We start from the raw sequence: 15,145 nt of genomic DNA, 5'->3' as shown, positions 1-15,145 counted from the left end.
GACGTTGTTCATGGTGCACAGAAAGAGAGAGCCCCGTCTCCGACGCCGGCTAGCTGTAGAGACGAGGCCCTCTGGCACCACCAGGACGGGTAGGAGCCCCGACCGTCAGGTCGGGGTTTCTTCCTTACGGGCTCAGGAATTCACGCACGATCTTGTAGATCGTGTAGATCGGTCCGAGCCAGCGGACCTTGGCGTATACCCGGTCCGCCTTGTCGTTTCCGTTCTGGTGCCCCGATGGCTGTGCAGCCACTGGGCCGCCCCCTTTCTGGTCCACGTTCGTGAACCCCGCGGGGGCTCACAACGGCTCTCGGACCCTCCAGGGAGCGGTGATAGCGCAACAGAGTACCGGGAGCGACCGTCAACAACGGTGCGTACACCTCGCCCCTGTGGGCTACTGCAATCGCAGTCAGTGGCACGGCGTGACCCGACCGGGCGGTCGGCTTGCCACATGTGTGGCGATCAAGTCAACTGCCAGGGCCTTTGCTGAAGTTGACGAGGGGACGGCGTGTCAGTTCCTGCGCGGCGAGTTGCGTAAATCACATCCCGCGACAGGTCAGTTCTCCGCTCAAATCCGTAGTCGCCTGTCATGGAAGCCGCTTATTCGCACCCGCTTCGGGCGTGAAGCAACGCGATCGTGGCCGCGCTTCGGTCAACTCCGGTCCTGCGGCGGCCTGTAGTCGCCAGCCGCCGACACTCACGCGGGGCGTGCGCCCGCTCTCCCGGAGGACGGCTCCCCCCAGCGAAAAAAACTCCGGGATCCCGTACAACCCTCCCCCCACCCCGCCGGTCGTACTTGGCATCAGGACTTCTGGAGGGGGATCTGGGGGGATCACGGGGTTCTGATGTGGAGGGGAAAACCCGAGGGGGCCCGGTCGACGGACCGGGCCCCCTTGAACGTTCTTCGAGGAACGTTCTTCGAGGTCGGCTCAGAAGAACACCCCACACCGCAGCAGCACGTTCGCGTACGGCCGCGCCTCCCCCGTGCGGACGACCAGCCGCGCACCCCCCGACAGCTGCTTGAGCCTCTCGTGCGGGACCAGGGTCAGCTCGGGAAAGTACCCGGCCAGCAGCGACGAGGCCGCCCGATTGGCGTCCCGGACCTCCGCCGCCGCCGTCGCGCCCTCCACCACCAGCTCGGCCAGCAGACCGTCCAGCACCTCCGCGAAGGACGGAACCCCGGCCGTGAATGCCAGGTCCACGACCCGCGGCCCGTCCGGGATCGGCATACCGGCGTCGCAGACCAACACCCCGTCCCCGTGGCCCAGTTCGGCCAGTGCCCCGGAGAGATGACGGTTCAGGATTCCGGCCTTCTTCACAGGGCTTCGACCTCCGCCGCCGTGGGGAAGGAGTCCTGCGCGCCCTGCCTGGTGACGGCCGCCGCCCCGACCCGGGACGCGTACGCCGCCGCATCCGCCAACGACGAGCCCGCTCCCAGCCGCCAGGCCAGCGCCGCGGTGAACGCGTCGCCCGCGCCCGTGGTGTCCACGGCGGCCACCTTCACGGACGGCACCCGCGTCACCCCCTCCGCGGACGCGACCAGCGCGCCCTCCGCGCCCAGGGTGACGACCACCGACCGCGGTCCCCTCTCCAGCAGGAGCCGCGCCCAGTCCTCCGGCGCATCGCTCACAGAGCCCTCCACAGAGCCCTCCGCACCGTCCCCGCCGAGGAGCACCTTCGCCTCGTGCTCGTTGACGATCAGCGGGTCGCAGGCCGCCAGTACCTCGGACGGGAGGGGCCGCGGCGGCGACGGGTTCAGTACGAACCGGCTGTCCGGCGCGAGACCCCGTACGACCTCCACCACCGTCTCCAGCGGGATCTCCAGCTGCGTCGACACCACCCGGGAGGCGTGCAGCAGACTCGCGGCGTCCCGCACGTCGGCCGGGGTCAGACGGCCGTTCGCGCCCGGTGAGACCACGATGCTGTTGTCCCCGGACGGGTCCACCGTGATCAGTGCGACCCCGGTCGGCGCGCCGCCCACCAGGACGCCCGCCGTGTCGACCCCGGCCGCGCGCTGCGAGTCGAGCAGCAGCCGGCCGTGCGCGTCGTCGCCGACCCGGGCCAGCAGGGCCGTACGCGCTCCGAGGCGGGCGGCGGCGACCGCCTGGTTGGCGCCCTTGCCGCCCGGGTGGACGGCCAGGTCGGAGCCGAGGACGGTCTCCCCGGCACCGGGACGTCGTTCGACACCGATCACCAGGTCGGCGTTGGCCGACCCTACGACCAGGAGGTCGTAGTCGTACATGAGGTTGCTCCCCTAGTAGGCGACTCGGGGCGGGCGGTCCCCAAGGACCGTCCGCCCGTCGTCTCATCCAGTGCGATCCCAGGTCTCAGCCCGTGAACCCGGCCACGTTCTCCTTCGTGACCACCTTCACCGGCACCATCACCGACTTGGCGACCTTGTCGCCCTCGGCGACCTTGACCGCGTTCTGTACCGCGATCCTGCCGAGTTCCGTCGGCTGCTGCGCCACCGACGCGTACAGCGTGCCCGCCTTGACGGCGCTCAGCCCGTCCGCCGTGCCGTCGAAGCCGATGACCTGAACGGACTTTCCGGCCTTGGCACCCAGTGCCTTGATCGCGCCGAGTGCCATCTCGTCGTTCTCCGCGAAGACACCGTCGATGCCGGAGTTGGCCTGGAGCAGGTTGGTCATGACGTCCAGGCCCTTGGTGCGGTCCCAGTCGGCGGGCTGCTTGGCGACCACCTTGATGCCCGGGTAGGCCTTCAGACCCGCGGCGAAGCCGGACCCGCGCTCCCGGCTGGCGGAGGTGCCCGCCTGGCCCTGAAGGATCACGATGGTGCCCTTGCCGCCCAGCTTCTCGGCGAGCGTCTTCGCGGCGAGCTTGCCGCCGGTGACGTTGTCGGAGGCGACGAGTGCGGCGGTGTCCGCGTTGTTGACCGACCGGTCGACCGCCACCAGCGGGATGTCCGACTTGTTGACGGCCTTCGCCGCCGGGGTCACCGCGTCCGAGTCCACCGGGTTCACGATGATCGTGCCGAGTCCCTCACTGGTGAAGTTCTGCAGCTGGTTGGCCTGCTGCGAGGCGTCGTTCTGGGCGTCGGTGACCGTCAGGTCCACGCCCAGCTTCTTCGCCTCCGCCTGCGCACCGGACCGGATCTGCACGAAGAACGGGTTGTTGAGCGTGGAGAGCGACAGCCCGACCTTCTGGCTCTTCGCCTCCGAGGTGCCGCCGTGCAGGAAGGACATGCCCCCGACGATCGCCGCCGCCACCACGGCCGCGAGCAGGTACGTCGCCGCCTGCCTGCCCTTGCCGCCAGCCGCCGCACCAGATGCCGCCGGAGTCGCGCCGGCCTTCCGCCGGACCGTGTCAAGGAGCACCGCCAGCGCGATCACGACACCGATGACGACCTGCTGCCAGAAGGCGGAGACGGACAGCAGATTCAGCCCGTTGCGCAGCACCGCCAGGATCAGCGCGCCGATCAGCGTGCCGGACGCCTTGCCGGTGCCGCCCGCGAGCGAGGCTCCGCCGATGACGACCGCGGCGATCGCGTCCAGCTCGTAGCCCTGCGCGGCCTGCGGCTGCGCGGAGGACAGCCGGGCGGCGAGCACGATGCCCGCGGCGGCGGCGAACAGACCGGAGAACGCGTAGATGGCGAGCTTCTGCCGCTTCACCCGCAGACCGGACAGCCGGGCCGCTTCTTCGTTGCCGCCGATCGCGTACATCGAACGCCCGATGTACGTCCGCCCCAGCACGAACGCCGTGATGAGCCCCATCACGACCATCACCAGCACCGGCACCGGCAGCCAGCCGCCGAGGGTGTCGCCGAGGTGCGAGACGGAGCCGGGCAGGGCGATGGGGGAGCCCTGCGAGACGACCAGGGACAGACCGCGGGCCACCGACAGCATGGCCAGCGTCGCGATGAACGGCGGCAGTTTCCCGTACGAGATCAGGAAACCGTTGACCACACCGCACGCGATGCCGGTCGCGATCGCGAGGACGATCGCTATCGCGACCGGGACGCCCTGCGAGGTGGCGCTCCACGCGAGGACAGTGGCCGACAGAGCCGCCACCGAGCCCACCGACAGGTCGATGCCCGCCGAGACGATCACGAAGGTGACACCGAAGGCGAGGATGGCGGTCACGGCCGCCTGGACGCCGACGTTGAGCAGGTTGTCGGTCGTCATGAAGTCGCCGGACAGCGCCGACATCGCGATGACGAGGACGATCAGCGCGGTCAGCGCGCCGTTGTCGAGCAGGAGACGGCGCAGGCCGCCCGAGGCGCCACCCGCGCCCGTCGTGCTCTTGAGCGTGTCAGTGGCCACCGGAGGCCTCCGTTTCGGTCTTCTCGTGCGTGGGGTTGCTAACGGCCAGCGCCATCACGGCGTCCTGCGTGGCCTGGTCGGCGGCGAGTTCGCCCGCGATCCGGCCCTGCGCCATCACCAGCACCCGGTCGCTCATGCCGAGCACCTCGGGCAGATCACTGGAGATCATCAGGACGGCGGCCCCGGCGGCCGTCAGTTCGTTGATCAGCTGGTAGATCTCGACCTTGGCGCCGACGTCGATCCCGCGCGTCGGCTCGTCGAGGATCAGCACCTTCGTGTCGGCCAGCAGCCACTTGCCGATGACGACCTTCTGCTGGTTGCCACCGGACAACGTCCGTACGTGCTGGCCCAGTCCGGCCATCCGCACCCCGAGCTGCTCGGCGATCCGTGCGGCGGCCGCCCGCTGCGAGGCGAGGTCGACGAGGCCGGCACGGGTCGCGGACCGCATGGTGACCAGACCGAGGTTCTCCTCGACGGAGGCGTCGAGGAGCAGCCCCTGGCCCTTGCGGTCCTCGGGGATCAGACCGATGCCCGCGGTCATGGCCGCGTTGACGTCGTGCCGGGGGACGGTCGCGCCGGAGACCTTCACGGCCCCGTTGTCGTACTGGTCGGCGCCGAACACCGCCCGCACCACCTCCGTACGACCGGCCCCGACCAGCCCCGCGACACCGACGACCTCGCCGGCGTGCACCTCGAAGCTGACGTCGTGGAAGACGCCGTCGCGGGTGAGGCCCTCGACGGAGAGCAACGCGGCGCCCCGGTCGGCCCGTTCGCGCGGGTACTGCTGCTCGATCGACCGCCCCACCATGAGACGTACGAGTTCGTCCTCGGGCGTGGTGGCGGGGACCTGCCCGACACTCCTGCCGTCCCGGATGACCGTCACCCGGTCTCCCAGCGCGGCGATCTCCTCCAGGTGGTGCGTGATGAAGACGACGCCCACACCGTCGGCGCGCAGGGTGCGCACGATCGCGAAGAGCTTGTCGACCTCCTCGGAGGTCAGCACCGCGGTCGGCTCGTCCATGATCAGGACCCGCGCGTCCAGGCTGAGCGCCTTCGCGATCTCGACCATCTGGAGGCGGGCGATACCGAGTTCACGGACCCGCGCGCGGGGCGACACGTTCACGCCGACCCGCTCAAGGAGGACGGTGGCGTCCGCCTCCATCCTCTTCCGGTCGATCATGCCCAGGCGGCGCGGCTGCCGCCCGAGGAAGATGTTCTCGGCCACCGTCAGGTCGGGAACGAGGTTGAACTCCTGGTAGATGGTGGCGATCCCGAGGCGCTCGGAGTCCTGCGCACCATGGATGCGCACCTCCTCACCACCGGCCAGGATCCGCCCGCCGTCGGGCGTGTAGGCGCCGGAGAGCATCTTGATGAGGGTGCTCTTGCCCGCGCCGTTCTCACCGAGGAGGACGTGCACCTCGCCCCGGCGCAGGTCGAAGTCGACGCCGTCGAGCGCGACCACGCCGGGGAAGGCCTTCCGTATGCCCTCGATGCGCAGCAACTCGTCCGGGTTGCTCACGTCTGGCTCCTTCTTACGGGGGACCGCACAGCGGGGGACTGCGCGGGGGGTGGCTCGGTGGGAGCCGGTGGCTCGGGGGAAGCCGGTTCGCCGCACGAGCGGCGTACGACGACCCGGGCGGAGAGGGTGACGGACTCGGGGGGCCGCCCCTCGATGCGGTCGACGAGCGCGCGCACGGCGGCCCGCCCCAACTCGCCCGTGGGCTGGGCGATCGCGGTGATCGGCGGATCGGTGTGCACGAACCAGGGGATGTCGTCGAACGCGGCCAGCGCGACGTCCTCGGGCACCCGCAGCCCGCGTGCGCGGATCGCGTCGAGCGCGCCCAGGGCCATCAGGTTGTCCGCGGCGAAGACGGCCTCGGGCGGCTCGGGCAGGTCGAGAAAGCCCTCGGTGACCCGCCGCCCGCTCTCGGCCTGGAAGTCGCCCCGCCCGGTGTAGACGTCGGGGAGATCGAGCCCGTGCGCGTGCAGCGCCTCCCTGAAGGCGTCCACCCGCTCCTGGCCGGTCGTGGTCGCCGCCGGGCCCGCGATGATCGCCAGCCGCCGGTGCCCGAGCCCGTACAGATGGGCGACGAGATCCCGGACGGCCGCCCGCCCGTCCGCCCGCACGATGGGCACCTCCATGCCCGGGATCCACCGGTCCACGAAGACCATCGGCGTCCCGGTGCGCGCGGCGTCCAGCATCAGCGGCGATCCGCCGTCGGTCGGGGAGACCAGCAGGCCGTCGATACGGCGGTCCAGCAGATTGCGTACGTGGTGGTCCTGGAGGTCGGGCCGCTCGTCGGCGTTGCCGAAGATGACGCTGTAGCCGAGCGCGCGGGCCTCCTCCTCGACGGAGCGGGCCAGTTCGGTGAAGTAGGGGTTCATCACGTCGCTGATGACCAGGCCGAGGGTGTGGGTCTGGTCGGTGCGGAGCGACCGGGCGACGGCGTTTCGGCGGTAGCCCAACGTCTCGACGGCGGTCAGCACGCGCGTACGGGCGTCCGCGCTGACCGACGGATGGTCGTTCAGGACGCGCGACACCGTGGCGACGGAGACCCCCGCCTCCGCGGCGACGTCCTTGATGCTCGCCATCGCCGGTCCACCTCCTTGTGGATCTGTGCTGGTGAATCTGCGCCGGCTGTACCGGTCGGGTGCTGGCGCATGCGTGGAATCGATTACATCCGCGACACGGAGGATTGGAATCGATTACACGGGCGGAATCAAGCCCTCCGCGCCCGCCTGAGACCGGATTGTGATGAGTGGCGCTCAGATGAGCGAGGCAGGGTGGGCGGGACCGGGTGGGCTGTCGGTGCCGGGCGGTACCGTCGGATCATGGCCCAAGAAACGGGGAGCGGGGAGCGGCGCCTGGCCGTGCTCGAAGGCGTCCTGGAGCGCATCACCTACGCCAACGAGGACAACGGCTACACGGTCGCCCGCGTCGACACCGGCCGCGGCGCCGGTGACCTGCTGACGGTCGTCGGCGCGCTGCTCGGCGCCCAGGTGGGCGAGTCACTGCGGATGGAGGGGCGTTGGGGCTCGCACCCCCAGTACGGCAAGCAGTTCACCGTCGAGAACTACACGACCCTGCTGCCGGCCACCGTCCAGGGCATCCGCCGCTATCTCGGCTCGGGCCTGGTCAAGGGGATCGGCCCGGTCTTCGCCGACCGCATCACCCAGCACTTCGGCCTGGACACCCTGAAGATCATCGAGGAGGAGCCCAAGCGGCTCATCGAGGTCCCCGGGCTCGGCCCCAAACGCACGAAGAAGATCGCCGACGCCTGGGAGGAGCAGAAGGCGATCAAGGAGGTCATGCTCTTCCTCCAGACCGTCGAGGTGTCCACGTCGATCGCGGTGCGCATCTACAAGAAGTACGGCGACGCCTCGATCTCCGTGGTGAAGAACCACCCCTACCGCCTGGCCTCCGACGTCTGGGGCATCGGCTTCCTCACCGCTGACAAGATCGCCCAGTCCGTCGGCATCCCGCACGACAGCCCGGAGCGCGTCAAGGCGGGCCTGCAGTACGCCCTGTCGCAGTCCGCCGACCAGGGGCACTGCTATCTCCCCGAGGAACAGCTGATCGCGGACGCGGTGAAACTGCTCCAGGTCGACACCGGCCTGGTCATCGAGTGCCTCGCCGACCTCGCGACGCCCCCTGAGGAGGGGGAGGACCCCGGTGTCGTACGGGAGAAGGTGCCCGGACCGGACGGCGTCCCGGTCACCGCCGTCTACCTCGTGCCCTTCCATCGCGCCGAACTCTCCCTCTCCGCCCAGCTGTTGCGCATCCTGCGCACCGACCAGGACCGGATGCCCGCCTTCCGCGAGGTCGCGTGGGACAAGGCGCTGGGCTGGCTGAGGGCCCGTACCGGGGTGGAGCTGGCACCCGAGCAGGAGGCCGCCGTCAAGCTGGCGCTCGGCGAGAAGGTCGCCGTCCTCACCGGCGGCCCGGGCTGCGGAAAGTCCTTCACGGTCCGCTCGATCGTGGAGCTGGCCCGCGCCAAGAAGGCCAAGGTCGTCCTCGCCGCCCCCACCGGCCGCGCGGCCAAGCGTCTGTCCGAGCTCACCGGCGCCGAGGCCTCCACCGTCCACCGGCTGCTGGAGCTGAAGCCGGGCGGCGACGCGGCCTACGACAAGGACCGTCCCCTCGACGCCGACCTGGTGGTGGTCGACGAGGCGTCGATGCTGGACCTGCTGCTCGCGAACAAGCTGGTGAAGGCCGTGCCCCCGGGTGCGCACCTTCTCTTCGTGGGGGATGTCGACCAGCTCCCCAGCGTCGGCGCCGGCGAGGTGCTGCGCGACCTGCTCGCGGACGGCGGCCCGATCCCGGCCGTGCGCCTGACGCGCGTGTTCCGCCAGGCCCAGAAGTCCGGCGTGGTGACGAACGCGCACCGGATCAACTCCGGGCAGCATCCCGTCACCGACGGCATGAACGACTTCTTCCTCTTCGTCGAGGACGACACGGAGGAGGTCGGCCGCCTGACGGTGGACGTGGCGGCCCGGCGGATCCCGGCCAAATTCGGCCTCGATCCGCGCCGGGACGTCCAGGTACTCGCCCCCATGCACCGGGGCCCCGCGGGCGCGGGCACCCTCAACGGCCTGCTCCAGCAGGCCATCACCCCCGGCCGCCCGGAGGTCCCCGAGAAGCGGTTCGGCGGCCGGGTCTTCCGGGTCGGCGACAAGGTCACCCAGATTCGCAACAATTACGAGAAGGGCACCAACGGTGTCTTCAACGGCACCGTGGGCGTGGTCACCGCGCTCGACCCGGTCGACCAGCGCCTCACCGTGCTGACGGACGAGGACGAGGAGGTCGGTTACGAGTTCGACGAACTGGACGAACTGGCGCACGCGTACGCGGTGACCATTCACCGCTCGCAGGGAAGTGAATATCCCGCCGTGGTGATCCCGGTCACCACCAGCGCCTGGATGATGCTTCAGCGGAACCTGCTGTACACGGCGGTCACCCGGGCGAAGAAACTGGTCGTCCTCGTCGGTTCACGCAAGGCGATCGGTCAGGCGGTGCGCACGGTGTCGGCGGGCCGGCGCTGCACGGCACTGGACTTCCGGCTCTCGGGCCGGTGACCCTGCGGTCCCGAAGCCCCTTTACGGGGGTCTGAGGGCAGGCATCCCCAAAAATGATCGATCAAATGAGTCACATCGGTCACAGAGCTCTTCCGGAAGCGGGTGAAGGAGAGGCAGGATGGGCGAGTTGGCGGCACTCAGTGCCGCCGATACGCCCAACGGCCGACCCCGAGTGCACTCTCCTGCGCCAAATGGGGGATGGTAGAGACAGTCAGGGCAACCTCGAAGAAGAGGCACAACGTCGGTGAGGGATGACGTGAGCGAGCACACCAACAACGCTGTAGTACTGCGGTACGGCGACGGCGAGTACACCTACCCGGTGATCGACAGCACCGTCGGCGACAAGGGCTTCGACATCGGGAAGCTCCGTGCCCAGACCGGTCTGGTCACTCTTGACAGCGGTTACGGGAACACCGCCGCGTACAAATCCGCCGTCACGTACCTCGACGGCGAGGCCGGCATCCTCCGGTATCGCGGCTACCCGATCGAGCAGCTGGCCGAGCGCTCCACCTTCCTGGACGTGGCCTATCTGCTGATCAACGGCGAGCTGCCGACCGTCGACGAGCTCACCGTCTTCAGGAACGACATCACGCAGCACACCCTGCTGCACGAGGACGTCAAGAACTTCTACAAGGGCTTCCCGCGCGACGCCCACCCGATGGCCATGCTGTCGTCGGTCGTCTCGGCGCTGTCCACGTTCTACCAGGACAGCCACAACCCGTTCGACGAGAAGCAGCGCAACCTCTCGACGATCCGTCTGCTCGCCAAGCTTCCGACGATCGCCGCGTACGCGTACAAGAAGTCGATCGGCCACCCGTTCGTCTACCCGCGCAACGACCTCGGCTACGTCGAGAACTTCCTGCGTATGACCTTCTCGGTCCCGGCGCAGGAGTACGACCTCGACCCGGTCGTCGTCTCCGCGCTCGACAAGCTGCTGATCCTGCACGCGGACCACGAGCAGAACTGTTCGACGTCCACGGTCCGCCTGGTCGGCTCCTCGCAGGCCAACATGTTCGCGTCGATCTCGGCCGGCATCAACGCCCTGTGGGGCCCGCTGCACGGCGGCGCCAACCAGTCCGTCCTGGAGATGCTCGAGGGCATCCAGGCCAACGGCGGCGACGTGGACTCCTTCATCCGCAAGGTGAAGAACAAGGAAGAGGGCGTCCGCCTGATGGGCTTCGGCCACCGGGTGTACAAGTCCTTCGACCCGCGCGCGAAGATCATCAAGGCTGCCGCGCACGATGTGCTGTCCGCCCTCGGCAAGTCCGACGAGCTGCTGGACATCGCGCTGAAGCTGGAGGAGCACGCGCTCTCCGACGACTACTTCGTCTCGCGCAACCTCTACCCGAACGTCGACTTCTACACCGGCCTGATCTACCGGGCCATGGGCTTCCCGACCGAGATGTTCACGGTCCTGTTCGCCCTGGGCCGGCTCCCGGGCTGGATCGCCCAGTGGCACGAGATGATCAAGGAGCCCGGCTCCCGCATCGGCCGTCCGCGCCAGATCTACACGGGCGTGGTCGAGCGCGACTTCGTGCCGGTCGAGGAGCGCTGAGTCCTCCACCAGGGCCCCGTACGCGGCTTCGGCCGGGTGCGGGGCCTTCGTGTGTCCGGGCGTGTGGGCGTGGGTGATGACAGCTGGCTGCACGCATGGGTGATGACTAGCCAGCGCCGTTGACCTGGCGTGCTGCTGGATATGCGGAAGGCGCCCCGGCGCCGGTCCCCCCACGGGCCGACGTCCAGGGCGCCTTCCCATGTCCCGGTGCGGATTCCCCCCACGGGATCCGGCCGGGCGTCTGTGAGAACCAGCGCCTGAATCGCTGTCTTGCGGTACTGCTGGTGCCGCCATTGAGCAGAACGAGCAAAAATCCTCGTACTACTCCTGTGTGTGCGGTCTGCCGGGACAGCGCACGCTGGGAGGGCCGCTCAAAGCTCCCCGGTGTACGTGCCCCGGCAACGCACCTCTGGAGAAGTCCCCCAAGACATCCCCAGATGCCAGTGGGCGCCCCCCAAGACGCTGCCTGACATCGCCAACTTAGACCTTCGAATCCCTTCGATGGTTACCTTCACATCACTGTGATCTGCGTCTCTTGCATATGTCCGTTAGATGCGCAAGGGCCCGGGATATGGCGAAAGGGACCCAAGCGTAAGGATGATGCGCGAGCCTTGTGAAGAGCTTATGTGAGTGCGGCGCCGGACTCCAGAGGGGTCCGTCATCGGAATGCCCGCAAACGCAGGCTGTTCGTCACAACGAAGACCGACGAGAACGCCATCGCCGCGCCCGCGATCATCGGGTTCAGCAACCCGGCGGCGGCCAGGGGCAGCGCGGCCACGTTGTACCCGAAGGCCCACACCAGATTGCCCTTGATCGTGGACAGTGTGCGCCGGGACAGCCGGATCGCGTCCGCGGCCACCCGTAGGTCCCCGCGTACCAGCGTCAGGTCGCCCGCCTCGATCGCCGCGTCGGTCCCGGTCCCCATCGACAGGCCCAGATCGGCGACGGCGAGCGCGGCCGCGTCGTTGACGCCGTCACCGACCATGGCGACGACCCGTCCCTCGCCCTGCAGCCGCCGTACGACGTCGACCTTGTCCTCGGGCAGTACCTCGGCGACCACCTGCTCGGCGTCGATCCCGACGGCCCGGCCGACCGCCTCGGCGACCGTCCGGTTGTCCCCGGTCAGCAGCACCGGCCTCAGGCCGAGGGCCCGCAGCTCCCGTACCGCCTCCGCGCTGGTCTCCTTGACCGCGTCCGCGACGGCCAGGACCCCGCGCGCCGCTCCGTCCCAGCCGACCACGACGGCCGTACGCCCGTCCCGCTCGGCCTGTTCCTTCGCGCGGGCCACGTCCAGCGGGAGTACGTCGAAAAGGCGACCCACCGCCACCTCGCGGCCCTTCACCCGTCCGCGTACGCCCCGCCCCGGCACGTTCTCGAAGTGCTCGACCGCCGGAAGTGGTCCCACGCGTTCCTCGGCGCCCGCGGCGACGGCCCGGGCCACGGGGTGCTCGGAGGCGTGCTCCAGGGCGCCCGCGAGCCGCAGCAGCTCGGTCTCGTCGGCGCCTTCGGTGACGTGGACCTCCTGGAGGGTCATCCGGCCGGTGGTCACCGTGCCGGTCTTGTCCAGGACGACCGTGTCGACGCGGCGGGTGGACTCCAGTACCTCGGGGCCCTTGATGAGGATGCCGAGCTGGGCGCCGCGCCCGGTGCCGACCATCAGGGCGGTCGGGGTGGCCAGGCCCAGCGCGCACGGGCAGGCGATGATCAGGACCGCGACGGCCGCGGTGAACGCCGCGACCGTGCCACCCGTCGCGCCGAGCCACACCCCGAAGGTGCCGACCGCGATCGCGATCACCACCGGCACGAAGGTCCCGGAGACCCGGTCGGCCAGCCGCTGCACCTCCGCCTTGCCGTTCTGCGCGTCCTCCACCAGCTTCGCCATCCGCGCGAGCCGGGTCTCGGCGCCGACCCGGGTGGCCTCGACGACCAGCCGCCCGCCGGCGTTGACCGTGGCCCCGGTGACGGCGTCGCCCACGGTGACGTCCACCGGGACGGACTCGCCGGTCAGCATGGACGCGTCCACCGCGGAGGCCCCCTCGACGACGGTGCCGTCGGTGGCGACCTTCTCCCCGGGCCGTACGACGAACCGGTCGCCGACGGCCAGCCGGGCCACCGGGATCCGTACCTCCCGCCCCTCCCGCAGGACGGCCACGTCCTTCACGCCGAGCTCCATCAGGGCCCGCAGCGCGGCCCCGGCGCGGCGCTTGGCGCGAGCCTCCAGGTAGCGGCCCAGCAGGATGAACGCGGTGACCCCTGCGGCGACTTCGAGGTAGATAGTGGAGGTGGAGTGCATCCGTGAGGCGGTCAGCTCGAAGCTGTCCCGCATGCCCGGCATGCCCGCGTCGCCGAGGAACAGCGCCCACAGCGACCAGCCGTACGCGGCCAGCGTGCCGAGCGAGACCAGGGTGTCCATGGTGGCCGCGCCGTGCCGGACGTTCGTCCAGGCGGCCCGGTGGAAGGGCAGGCCGCCCCAGACCACGACCGGCGAGGCGAGGGTGAGCGCCAGCCACTGCCAGTTGTCGAACTGCAGCGCGGGGATCATGGAGAGCAGGACGACCGGGACGGCCAGCGCGGCCGAGACGGTCAGCCGCTGCCGCAGTGCGGCCGACTCCGGGTCCTCTCCCGCGTCTGCTCCGGCGTCCGCTTCGCCGGCGGTCTCCGTGGAGGTCTCGTCCGGGGGTGGCGTCGGCTCCTCGGCGGTGTACCCGGTCCGCACCACCGTCGCGATCAGATCCGCGACGTCGACGCCCGTCGGGTAGCTGACCTTGGCCTTCTCCGTCGCGTAGTTCACCGTGGCGGTCACGCCGTCCATGCGGTTGAGCTTCTTCTCGACGCGGGCGGCGCAGGCTGCGCAGGTCATTCCGCCGATGAGCAGTTCGACGTCCGACGTCCCGGTTGCCGGGGCGTGGTCGGTGGTGGTGGCCATGTCCGTACTCCAGAGAGCGGACCGGGCGGGCGGTGGCCGACGTGGGCCGGCTCGGCACGCCCGGGTGGGAGGTGCGTGGCTCAGTCTGCCTCAGGCCTTGCCGACGAGTTCGTAGCCCGCCTCGTCGACGGCGGCGCGCACGGCTTCCTCGTCGAGCGGGGCCGCGGACACGACGGTCACCTCGCCGGTCGAGGCGACGGCCTTCACCGAGCTGACACCGGCGATCTCGGAGAGCTCGCCGGAGATCGCTCCCTCGCAGTGTCCGCAGCTCATCCCGCTCACCTTGTAGACGGCGGTTACGGAGCCGGGGGTGTCGGTCTCAGTGGTCATGTCGTTCTCCTCGTCGGGGCGACTGGGGCGGTCGTGGCCCACGGTGGGGCCTTGCGGTCATCCATGTTATACCCCTAGGGGGTATTAATCCAAGAGGTGGCGGTGTGCTGTGGGCCACGAGCGACGGGCGGGGCGGCGTCGGTCGGTGGTCGAGGTCGGTCAATGGTGCGCGGCTGGGTGGGGGTGGGTGGCGGGTGCGGCGGCCGTCGGGGTGAGTACCCCGTCGTGGGCAAGGCGTGCTCGGGGACCGCCGGGGTTGTGCGGCCGCTGGATCGGTGCCGCTGAAGGTCGGTCAGTGTGCCGGGGTCGCCGTGGCCGGGTGGTGGCCGAGCTTCTCGCCGACCAGCGGGTCCAGGTAACGGGTCAGGACGTTCTTCAGTTCCCGGACGTAGGCGTCCCGCTCGGCGCCCTCGTGGGCGAGGATCAGCTCCAGGCCCGCCTTGTAGAGGCCCAGGCACATGTGGGCGGTGCGGTTGACGTCGGCCGGCGGCGCGTCGGGCAGGAAAGAGGAGAGCAGGGTCTCGATGCGGGCGACGAGGGTCGCGTGCAGGGCGTCGTGCTCCTCGGTGATCCGGCCCGGGATGTCGGGGCCGTGCATCAGCGCGAAGAACACGGGGTGCTGGCAGTTGAAGTCGATGAACCGGTCGACGGTGGCGGCGACGGCCTCCTCCAGCGGGGTCGCGGGGTCGACCGGCGCGAGTGCCTCGCCGTAGGTGTCGCGCATCTCGTGCATCAGCCGGTCGCCCAGCTCGATCGCGATCGCTTCCTTGTTGGGGAAGAACTGGTACAGCGTCCCCGGTGAGACGCCGGCCTCACGGGCGATCGCGCTGGTGCTGGCGGCCGTGTAGCCAGTGGTGCAGAAGACGTTGGCGGCGGCTTCGAGGAGTTGGGCGATGCGACGCTCGCCCCGGGCCTGGCGGCGGCGGGGCTGCTCCTTCTCCTGCTTCTCCGGTCTGACGGGCACGCGACTTATCCCCAACT

General features: G+C 69.9%; 11 protein-coding genes. 2 read left to right on the top strand and 9 right to left on the bottom strand.

Annotated elements, in window-relative coordinates:
• Positions 1-124 precede the first annotated feature (124 nt).
• The 6 genes from ABZ027_RS23270 to ABZ027_RS23245 form a co-directional block, all read right to left on the bottom strand.
• Positions 125-250 (bottom strand): hypothetical protein, encoded by a 126-nt coding sequence (locus ABZ027_RS23270; RefSeq protein ID WP_356771302.1) that lies wholly within the window; start codon positions 248-250, stop codon positions 125-127.
• A gap of 676 nt (positions 251-926) precedes the next feature.
• Entirely contained in the window at positions 927-1,316 is a 390-nt protein-coding gene (gene rbsD, locus ABZ027_RS23265; RefSeq protein WP_356771300.1) for a D-ribose pyranase, read from the bottom strand.
• Positions 1,313-2,239 (bottom strand): ribokinase, encoded by a 927-nt coding sequence (locus tag ABZ027_RS23260; protein ID WP_356771298.1) that lies wholly within the window; start codon positions 2,237-2,239, stop codon positions 1,313-1,315. The genes rbsD and ABZ027_RS23260 overlap by 4 nt, the downstream gene beginning before the upstream one ends.
• 85 nt (positions 2,240-2,324) lie before the next feature.
• Positions 2,325-4,277, bottom strand: coding sequence for a substrate-binding domain-containing protein (locus ABZ027_RS23255; protein ID WP_356771297.1), 1,953 nt, complete (start codon positions 4,275-4,277; stop codon positions 2,325-2,327).
• Positions 4,267-5,796: a sugar ABC transporter ATP-binding protein gene (locus tag ABZ027_RS23250; protein ID WP_356771295.1), complete on the bottom strand. Its 1,530-nt coding sequence runs from the start codon at positions 5,794-5,796 to the stop codon at positions 4,267-4,269. Before ABZ027_RS23250 ends, ABZ027_RS23255 begins: the two co-directional genes overlap by 11 nt.
• Entirely contained in the window at positions 5,793-6,869 is a 1,077-nt protein-coding gene (locus ABZ027_RS23245) for a LacI family DNA-binding transcriptional regulator (RefSeq protein ID WP_356771293.1), read from the bottom strand. Before ABZ027_RS23245 ends, ABZ027_RS23250 begins: the two co-directional genes overlap by 4 nt.
• A 240-nt stretch (positions 6,870-7,109) precedes the next feature.
• Here ABZ027_RS23245 and ABZ027_RS23240 point away from each other — a divergent pair, with 240 nt between their 5' ends.
• The gene (locus tag ABZ027_RS23240; protein WP_356771291.1) at positions 7,110-9,353 is read left to right on the top strand and encodes an ATP-dependent RecD-like DNA helicase; all 2,244 of its coding nucleotides are present in this window, start codon (positions 7,110-7,112) and stop codon (positions 9,351-9,353) included.
• A 256-nt stretch (positions 9,354-9,609) separates the two neighbouring features.
• Positions 9,610-10,908 (top strand): citrate synthase, encoded by a 1,299-nt coding sequence (locus tag ABZ027_RS23235; protein ID WP_356771289.1) that lies wholly within the window; start codon positions 9,610-9,612, stop codon positions 10,906-10,908.
• Between the two features lie 658 nt (positions 10,909-11,566).
• Here ABZ027_RS23235 and ABZ027_RS23230 read toward each other — a convergent pair.
• From ABZ027_RS23230 to ABZ027_RS23220, 3 genes are all read right to left on the bottom strand, one after another.
• On the bottom strand, positions 11,567-13,834 hold the full coding sequence (locus tag ABZ027_RS23230) for a heavy metal translocating P-type ATPase (RefSeq protein ID WP_356771287.1): 2,268 nt from the start codon (positions 13,832-13,834) through the stop codon (positions 11,567-11,569).
• A 90-nt stretch (positions 13,835-13,924) separates the two neighbouring features.
• Positions 13,925-14,164, bottom strand: a complete 240-nt coding sequence (locus tag ABZ027_RS23225; RefSeq protein WP_356771285.1) for a cation transporter — start codon at positions 14,162-14,164, stop codon at positions 13,925-13,927.
• A gap of 292 nt (positions 14,165-14,456) precedes the next feature.
• Positions 14,457-15,128, bottom strand: a complete 672-nt coding sequence (locus ABZ027_RS23220) for a TetR family transcriptional regulator (protein ID WP_356771283.1) — start codon at positions 15,126-15,128, stop codon at positions 14,457-14,459.
• Positions 15,129-15,145 lie beyond the last annotated feature (17 nt).

It is taken from the genome of Streptomyces sp. NPDC006332 (assembly GCF_040612855.1).
In the GTDB taxonomy this organism is placed as follows: Bacteria; Actinomycetota; Actinomycetes; order Streptomycetales; family Streptomycetaceae; genus Streptomyces.
This window is presented reverse-complemented; position numbering and strand designations above follow the sequence as displayed.

Excerpts from the sequence above, each read along its gene's own strand:
- ABZ027_RS23230 (WP_356771287.1), bottom strand. The coding sequence starts at position 13,834 with ATGGCCACCACCACCGACCACGCCCCGGCAACCGGGACGTCGGACGTC.
- ABZ027_RS23260 (WP_356771298.1), bottom strand. The coding sequence starts at position 2,239 with ATGTACGACTACGACCTCCTGGTCGTAGGGTCGGCCAACGCCGACCTG.
- ABZ027_RS23240 (WP_356771291.1), top strand. The coding sequence starts at position 7,110 with ATGGCCCAAGAAACGGGGAGCGGGGAGCGGCGCCTGGCCGTGCTCGAA.
- ABZ027_RS23245 (WP_356771293.1), bottom strand. The coding sequence starts at position 6,869 with ATGGCGAGCATCAAGGACGTCGCCGCGGAGGCGGGGGTCTCCGTCGCC.
- ABZ027_RS23225 (WP_356771285.1), bottom strand. The coding sequence starts at position 14,164 with ATGACCACTGAGACCGACACCCCCGGCTCCGTAACCGCCGTCTACAAG.